Raw genomic sequence first — 6,339 nt, forward strand, 5'->3', positions numbered from 1 at the left:
CTTCAGGCGCCTTGCCGCGCCTGCCAGGCCGCGCGGTCGAGCCGGTACAGGCAATGGCGGCGCAGCGGATGGCCCTCGGCCAGCAGCGGATGGTCGAACGCGCCGGCCGGGTCCTCGCGCATGCCCAGGCGCTGCATCACCGCGCTCGAGCGCCGGTTGGGCAGCGCGGTGAAGGAGACGATCTCGTCCAGCCCGAGCCGCTCGAAGCCCACGGCCAATGAGGCGCGCGCCGCCTCGCTCGCGAGGCCCTGGCTCGCGCGCTGGCAGGGCGATGCGCTGGTGCATCCCTCGCTCGCGATCTCGGTGCCCGAAGCGGCCTCCGACGAGATGCTGACGACCGTCTCCGCGCTGTGCGCCGAGGCCGGCACCGTGTTCCAGACCCACGTCAACGAGCACCTGGCTTCGGTCGAGCGCTCGGTGGTCGCGCGCGGCCGGCGTCCGCTGGAACTGCTCGCGCAGCTGGGCGCGCTCGGCCCGCAGGTGCTGATCGCGCACGGCACGCTCGTCACGCCACCGGAACTCATGCTGCTGCGCGACACCGACACCGCCGTCAGCTACAACCCGGTCGCGAGCCAGTGGAAGGGCAACGCGGTGGCGCCGGCCCATCTCATGGCCGCGCTCGGCATCCGCTTCGGCCTGGGCACCGATGCCACGCGCAGCGACGGCTTCCGCCTGATGGATGCGGCCGAGGCCGCGCAGAAGATCGCCTTCGGCCTGGCCGTGGGCGATGCCTCCAGCGGCGGCGGCTGGACCTGGTTCGACCATGCGACGCACGAGGGCGCGCGCGCCGCGGGCCTGGGTGCGCGCACCGGCGAGATCGCCGTCGGCAAGGCGGCCGACTTCCTGCTCGTGGACGTCGACACGCCCGAGATGTGCACCTCGGTCGACCTGACCTGGGACCTGGTGCGCCTGGGCAACCGCGACCAGATCGAGGCGGTGTTCGTCGCCGGCCGGGTGCGGCTGTGGAAGGGCTGGCCCACCGACTGGGACGCGCGCGCGCTGCAACGGCAGCTCGCGCGCACCGCCCAGGCCGCCATCGCGCGCGCGCCGATCGTGCGGTTGCATCCCACGGCCGCCGAGCACCGGCGGCAGGTCGCCCGATGAGCGCGCAGCACCTCGTGCTGATGTCGCTGGCCGTGCTGGTCGCCGCCTTCGTGCAGGGCGCGACCGGCGTCGGCTTCGCGCTCATCGCCGCGCCGGTGATCGGCCTCGTGCGCCCCGAGCTGCTGCCGGTGTGCGTGCTGGTGCTGATGCTGCCGCTGAACCTCTACGTGGCCTGGCGCGAGCGCGGCGCCATCGACGGCACCGGCGCGCGCTGGATCACCGGTGGGCGCGTCGCGGGCACCGCGGGCGGCCTTTGGGTGCTGGCGGCGCTCAGCGCGGGCCAGCTCTCGCTGTTCGTCGGCGCCTCGACCGTCGCGGCCGCGCTGGTCACCCTGCTGATGCCGGCCTTCTCGCCGGGGCGCGGCGCTTTCGTCGGCGCCGGGCTGGTCACGGGCATCACCGAAACCGCCACCGGCATCGGCGGCCCGCCGCTGGCGCTCGTCTACCAGCACCAGCCGGCGCCCACCATGCGCTCGACCATCGCGCTGTGCTTCCTGCTCGGCGAGCTGGTGTCGCTGGCCGTGCTGCTGGCCACCGGCCGCGTCGGCCTGCCGCAGTTGCAGGCCGCGGCGTTGCTGCTGCCGGCGCTGGTCGTGGGCGCGGTGCTCAGCCGCCTCGTGCATCGCCGCGTGAACGGGCGGCTGCTGCGCATCTTCGTGCAGGTGTTCGCGATCGTCTCGGGGCTGGTGCTGCTGGTGAAGGCCTTCTGACTTCAGGCGCCTTGCCGCGCCTGCCAGGCCGCGCGGTCGAGCCGGTACAGGCAATGGCGGCGCAGCGGATGGCCCTCGGCCAGCAGCGGATGGTCGAACGCGCCGGCCGGGTCCTCGCGCATGCCCAGGCGCTGCATCACCGCGCTCGAGCGCCGGTTGGGCAGCGCGGTGAAGGAGACGATCTCGTCCAGCCCGAGCCGCTCGAAGCCCACGGCCAATGAGGCGCGCGCCGCCTCGCTCGCGAGGCCCTGGCCCCACCACTTGCGCGCGAGCCGCCAGCCGATCTCCACGCAGGGCGAGAAGGGCAGGGCATAGGCCGGCGCATTGAGGCCGGTGAAGCCGATCAGCTCGCCCGACTCCTTGTGCTCGGCGGCCCAGAAACCCCAGCCGTTCTGCGCGATGCGCTCGACGAAGCGCGCGACCAGCGTGTCGCTCTCCTCGCGCGACAGCGTGGCGGGAAAGAACTCCATCACCTGTGGATCGGCGACCAGCGCGGCGAAGGGCGCGAGGTCGCTCTCGCGCCACTGGCGCAGGCGAAGGCGGGGCGTTTCGGGTTCGATGAGCGTGCGGTCCATCGGGCGATTCTGGCGCAGACGCAAGGCGCCGCCGATCGCTCATTTATGTCATGAGGTGATATATTTGCGCGCTTTCGCGCCACCGGCTTCCGGCCCCTCCATGTCCACCTCCACCCATCGCCGCGGCGACTTCGCGCTCGATGCGCGCCTGCTGCGCATCGCCACCCTGGCGGCCGTCATCGGCGCCGCGAGCACCGTGGCCGCGCGCGTGCTGCTCGACCTGATCCGCTTCTTCACCAACCTGTTCTTCTTCCAGGACTTCTCGCTGGCCGACCGCTCGCCGGCCGGCCACACGATGGGCGCCTGGGTGATCGCGGTGCCGGTGCTCGGCGGGCTGGTGATCGGGCTGATCGCGCGCTACGGCTCCGAGAAGATCCGCGGCCATGGCATCCCCGAGGCCATCGAGGCGATCCTGTTCGGCCGCAGCAAGATGTCGCCCAAGGTGGCGGTGCTCAAGCCGCTGTCCTCGGGCATCGCGATCGGCAGCGGCGGGCCCTTCGGCGCCGAGGGGCCGATCATCATGACCGGCGGCGCCATCGGCTCCCTGATCGCGCAGCACTTCCACCTGTCGGCAGCCGAGCGCAAGGCGCTGCTGGTGGCCGGCGCTACAGCGGGCATGACGGCGGTGTTCGGCACGCCGGTGGCCGCGGTGCTGCTGGCGGTCGAGCTGCTGCTGTTCGAACTGCGCCCGCGCAGCCTGCTGCCGGTGGCGATCGCCTGCGCGGTCGCGGGCTTCACGCGGCCGCTGCTGATGGAGGCCGGGCCGCTGTTCCCGCTGCAGACCGCGGCGCCGGGCCCGCTCGCGCTGCTGTCGTGCGTGGTGGCCGGACTGCTGTGCGGCGCGCTCTCGGCCAGCCTCTCGCTGTCGCTCTACAAGGTCGAGGACCTGTTCGGCAAGCTGCCGCTGCACTGGATGTGGTGGCCGGCGCTCGGTGGCCTCGCGGTGGGCATCGGCGGTTATTTCGAGCCGCGCGCGCTCGGCGTGGGCTACGACGTGATCGGCGACCTGCTGCACAACCAGCTGGCCTGGCAGGCGGTGCTCGCGCTGATCGCGGTCAAGGCGATCATCTGGGTGATCGCGCTCGGCTCGGGCACCTCGGGCGGCGTGCTGGCGCCGCTCCTGATGATGGGTGCGGCGCTCGGCGCGGTGCTCTCGCACCTGCTGCCGGGCGGCGACCCGATGCTGTGGCCGCTGGTCTGCATGGCCGCCACGCTCGGCGGCACCATGCGCGCGCCGCTGATGGCCACCGTGTTCGCCTTCGGTCTCACGCACGACAGCAATGCGCTGCTGCCGCTGCTCGCCACCTCGGCCACCGCCTACGGCTTCACCGTGCTCACCATGCGGCGTTCGATCCTCACCGAGAAGATCGCGCGCCGCGGCCATCACATCTACCGCGAGTACGGCATCGATCCGCTCGAGCGCCAGTTCGTGGAAGAGGTGATGACGCGCGAGGTGCGCACCATCGACGCCGCCCTGCCGGTGGCCGAGGCGCTGGCCATGTACTTCGGCGAAGGCCAGGCGCACCGCGCGTTCCCGGTGCTGCGCGGACGCGAGGTGATCGGCGTGGCCGACCGCGCCGTGCTCTCTGCCTGGAGCACCGGCACCGTGGGCGATGCGGTGGCCGGCACGCCGCCGGTGGTCGCGCTGCCCGGCGAGAACTGCCGCGCGGTCGCCACGCGGCTCGCGCGCCACGGGCTCGAGCGGCTGCCGGTGGTGCGCGATGCCGATTCGCGCCTGCTGGTCGGCATCGTGGCACGCAGCGACCTCATCAAGCCCTCGCTCGCGCACTTCCACGAGGAGGAGCAACGCGAGCGGGTGCGCAGCCTGCGCTGGAGAAGCTGAGCTTCGTTCAGAACCCGGCCAGCACCACCTTGCCCTGCGCCTTGCCGCTTTCGATCAGCGCATGGGCGCGGCGCAGATTGGCGGCGTTGATGGTGCCGAAGCTCGCGTTCGCGGTGGTGCGCACGCGGCCGGCATCGACCAGCGCGGCCACCTCGGCCAGCAGCGCACCCTGCTCGGCGATGTCGGTCGTCTCGAAGCGCGAGCGCGCGAACATCATTTCCCAGTGCAGCGACAGGCTCTTGGTCTTCAGCGGCATCGCGTCGAGCACCTTCATGTCGTCGATCACCGCGAGCTGGCCCTGGGGCTTGAGGCTCTCGATGATCTGTGCGTAGTGCTGCTCGGTCTGCGTGAGGCTCGCGACCATGTCGACCTCGGCGATGCCGGCCGCCTTGAGCTCGGCCGCGAGCGGCTTCGAATGGTCGATGACGAGGTGCGCGCCCAGTTCCAGGCACCAGGCGCGGGTCTCGGCGCGCGAGGCGGTGGCGACCACGCGCAGCTGCGTGAGCTGGCGCGCGAGCTGGATCAGGATCGAGCCCACGCCGCCGGCGCCGCCGGTGATCAGCAGGGTCTGGCCCGCGCCGCCGCCCTTGGGCACGCGCAGGCGGTCGAACAGCAGCTCGTAGGCGGTGATGGTGGTCAGCGGCAGCGCGGCTGCCTGGGCATCGTCGAGCGTGCCCGGCGCGATCGCGGCGATGCGTTCGTCGACCGCATGCAGTTCCGAATTGGCGCCGGGGCGCACGATCGAGCCGGCGTAGTAGACGCGGTCGCCGACCTTGAAGCCCGTCACGCCCGCGCCGATGGCCTCGACCGTGCCGACCGCGTCCCAGCCCAGCACCTTGGCCTGGCCGGCCTCGGGCGCGGCGTTCCTGCGCACCTTGGTGTCGACCGGGTTGACCGACACCGCCTTCACGCGCACCAGCAGGTCGCGCGCGCCGGGCTGGGGCGCGGGCAGCTCGATGTCCTGCAGCGCTTCGGGGTGGTCGATGGGGAGGGGCTGGTAGTAGCCGACGGCTTTCATGGCGGTTCCTTTGTGGCGGATCTGGAGATGAAACGAATGTAGGGCGACAATCCCGATTTGATAAGACTGGCTAGGCGAGCAACACTTTCAAATGAAGATTGAAAATACCTCGGACCTGCGGGTGCTGGTGCAGACCGCGCGCGCCGGCACGCTGACGGCCGCGGCCCATGCGCTGGGCATCACGCCGGCGGCCGCCAGCGCCACGCTCAAGCGGCTCGAGACGCAGCTCGGCGCGCGGCTGTTCGAGCGCTCCACGCGCGCCATGCGCCTGACGCCGCAGGGCCAAACCCTGCTCGACTACGCGGTGCGCGCCTTCGAGCTGCTGGCCGAGGGCGAATCGCTGGTCACGGCCGACCGCGGCGAGCTGGTCGGCACGCTGCGCGTGGCCGCGCCCTCGGACCTCACGCGCAGCACCCTGCTGCCCTGGTTCGACGAGTTCCTCGCGCTGCACACGGGGGTGCAGCTGTCGCTGTCGGTGGGCGACCGGCCGCTGGACGTAATGCGCGACGAGGTCGACGTGGCGCTGCGCTACGGCGCGCTGGCCGATTCGCGGCTGGTGGCGCGGCCGTTCGCGATGACCAATCCGTTGTTGACGGCCTCGCCCGATTACCTGCGGCGGCATCCGGCGCCGAGGGTGCCGCAGGACCTGGTGCATCACAACTGCCTGATCTTCAATCGCGGGGGGCGGCTGCATCGGGTCTGGCGATTTGCGCAGAACGGGCAGTGGACGGAGGTGCGGGTCGATGGGAATCGCAGCGTGGACGATGCTTCGCTGGCGCGCGAATGGGCGGTGGCGGGGTATGGGGTGACGCTGAAGTCGGCTCTCGATGTGCGCGGCGATATCGAAGCCGGGCGGTTGGTGCATCTGATGACGGATTGGGAGACGGAGCCTTATCCGTTGCATGCGTTGTTGCCTAGTGGGAGGTTTGTTGCGGCTCGGGTTCGGGCTTTGGTTGATTTCCTGGCTTTGAAGTTTGATTTGTTGGGGCGGGGTGTTTTCTCTGGGTAGGGCGTTGGCCGGGTCTCGCCCCGGCGGGCGAGTCACTTTCTTTTGCTTCGCCAAAAGAAAGTAACCAAAGAAAAGGCGAC

Annotated in this window: 6 protein-coding genes and 1 pseudogene; 4 read left to right on the plus strand and 3 right to left on the minus strand. The window is 71.3% G+C overall.

Annotation, left to right across the window (positions count from 1 at the left end; all coding sequences use genetic code 11):
• Positions 1 to 2: 2 nt before the first annotated feature.
• A pseudogene (locus AC07RV_RS42070) lies at positions 3 to 251 on the minus strand (GNAT family N-acetyltransferase); the annotation flags it as partial.
• Between AC07RV_RS42070 and AC07RV_RS42075 the strand changes: the two are divergent.
• Together AC07RV_RS42075 and AC07RV_RS42080 are read left to right on the plus strand one after the other, a co-directional pair.
• Positions 169 to 1,104 carry an amidohydrolase family protein gene (locus tag AC07RV_RS42075; RefSeq protein WP_495338106.1) on the plus strand — a complete coding sequence of 312 codons (936 nt, stop codon included), beginning with the start codon at positions 169 to 171 and terminating at the stop codon, positions 1,102 to 1,104. The pseudogene AC07RV_RS42070 and the gene AC07RV_RS42075 sit on opposite strands and share 83 nt — an antisense overlap.
• Positions 1,101 to 1,814, plus strand: coding sequence for a sulfite exporter TauE/SafE family protein (locus AC07RV_RS42080; protein WP_057599064.1), 714 nt, complete (start codon positions 1,101 to 1,103; stop codon positions 1,812 to 1,814). Before AC07RV_RS42075 ends, AC07RV_RS42080 begins: the two co-directional genes overlap by 4 nt.
• Positions 1,815 to 1,816: 2 nt before the next feature.
• Here AC07RV_RS42080 and AC07RV_RS42085 read toward each other — a convergent pair whose 3' ends face one another.
• Positions 1,817 to 2,389: a GNAT family N-acetyltransferase gene (locus tag AC07RV_RS42085; protein ID WP_296788846.1), complete on the minus strand. Its 573-nt coding sequence runs from the start codon at positions 2,387 to 2,389 to the stop codon at positions 1,817 to 1,819.
• 100 nt (positions 2,390 to 2,489) lie between these two features.
• On the opposite strand from AC07RV_RS42085, the gene AC07RV_RS42090 reads away from it, so the two are divergent.
• A complete protein-coding gene (locus tag AC07RV_RS42090; RefSeq protein WP_296788844.1) occupies positions 2,490 to 4,232 on the plus strand; it encodes a chloride channel protein in 1,743 nt (580 codons plus the stop codon).
• 7 nt (positions 4,233 to 4,239) lie between these two features.
• Here AC07RV_RS42090 and AC07RV_RS42095 read toward each other — a convergent pair whose 3' ends face one another.
• Positions 4,240 to 5,250, minus strand: coding sequence for a zinc-binding alcohol dehydrogenase family protein (locus AC07RV_RS42095; RefSeq protein ID WP_208507976.1), 1,011 nt, complete (start codon positions 5,248 to 5,250; stop codon positions 4,240 to 4,242).
• Positions 5,251 to 5,341: 91 nt separating this feature from the next.
• Here AC07RV_RS42095 and AC07RV_RS42100 point away from each other — a divergent pair, with 91 nt between their 5' ends.
• On the plus strand, positions 5,342 to 6,259 hold the full coding sequence (locus AC07RV_RS42100; protein WP_296788843.1) for a LysR family transcriptional regulator: 918 nt from the start codon (positions 5,342 to 5,344) through the stop codon (positions 6,257 to 6,259).
• Positions 6,260 to 6,339 lie beyond the last annotated feature (80 nt).

This window comes from Variovorax sp. GW821-FHT09B01, from assembly GCF_059418345.1.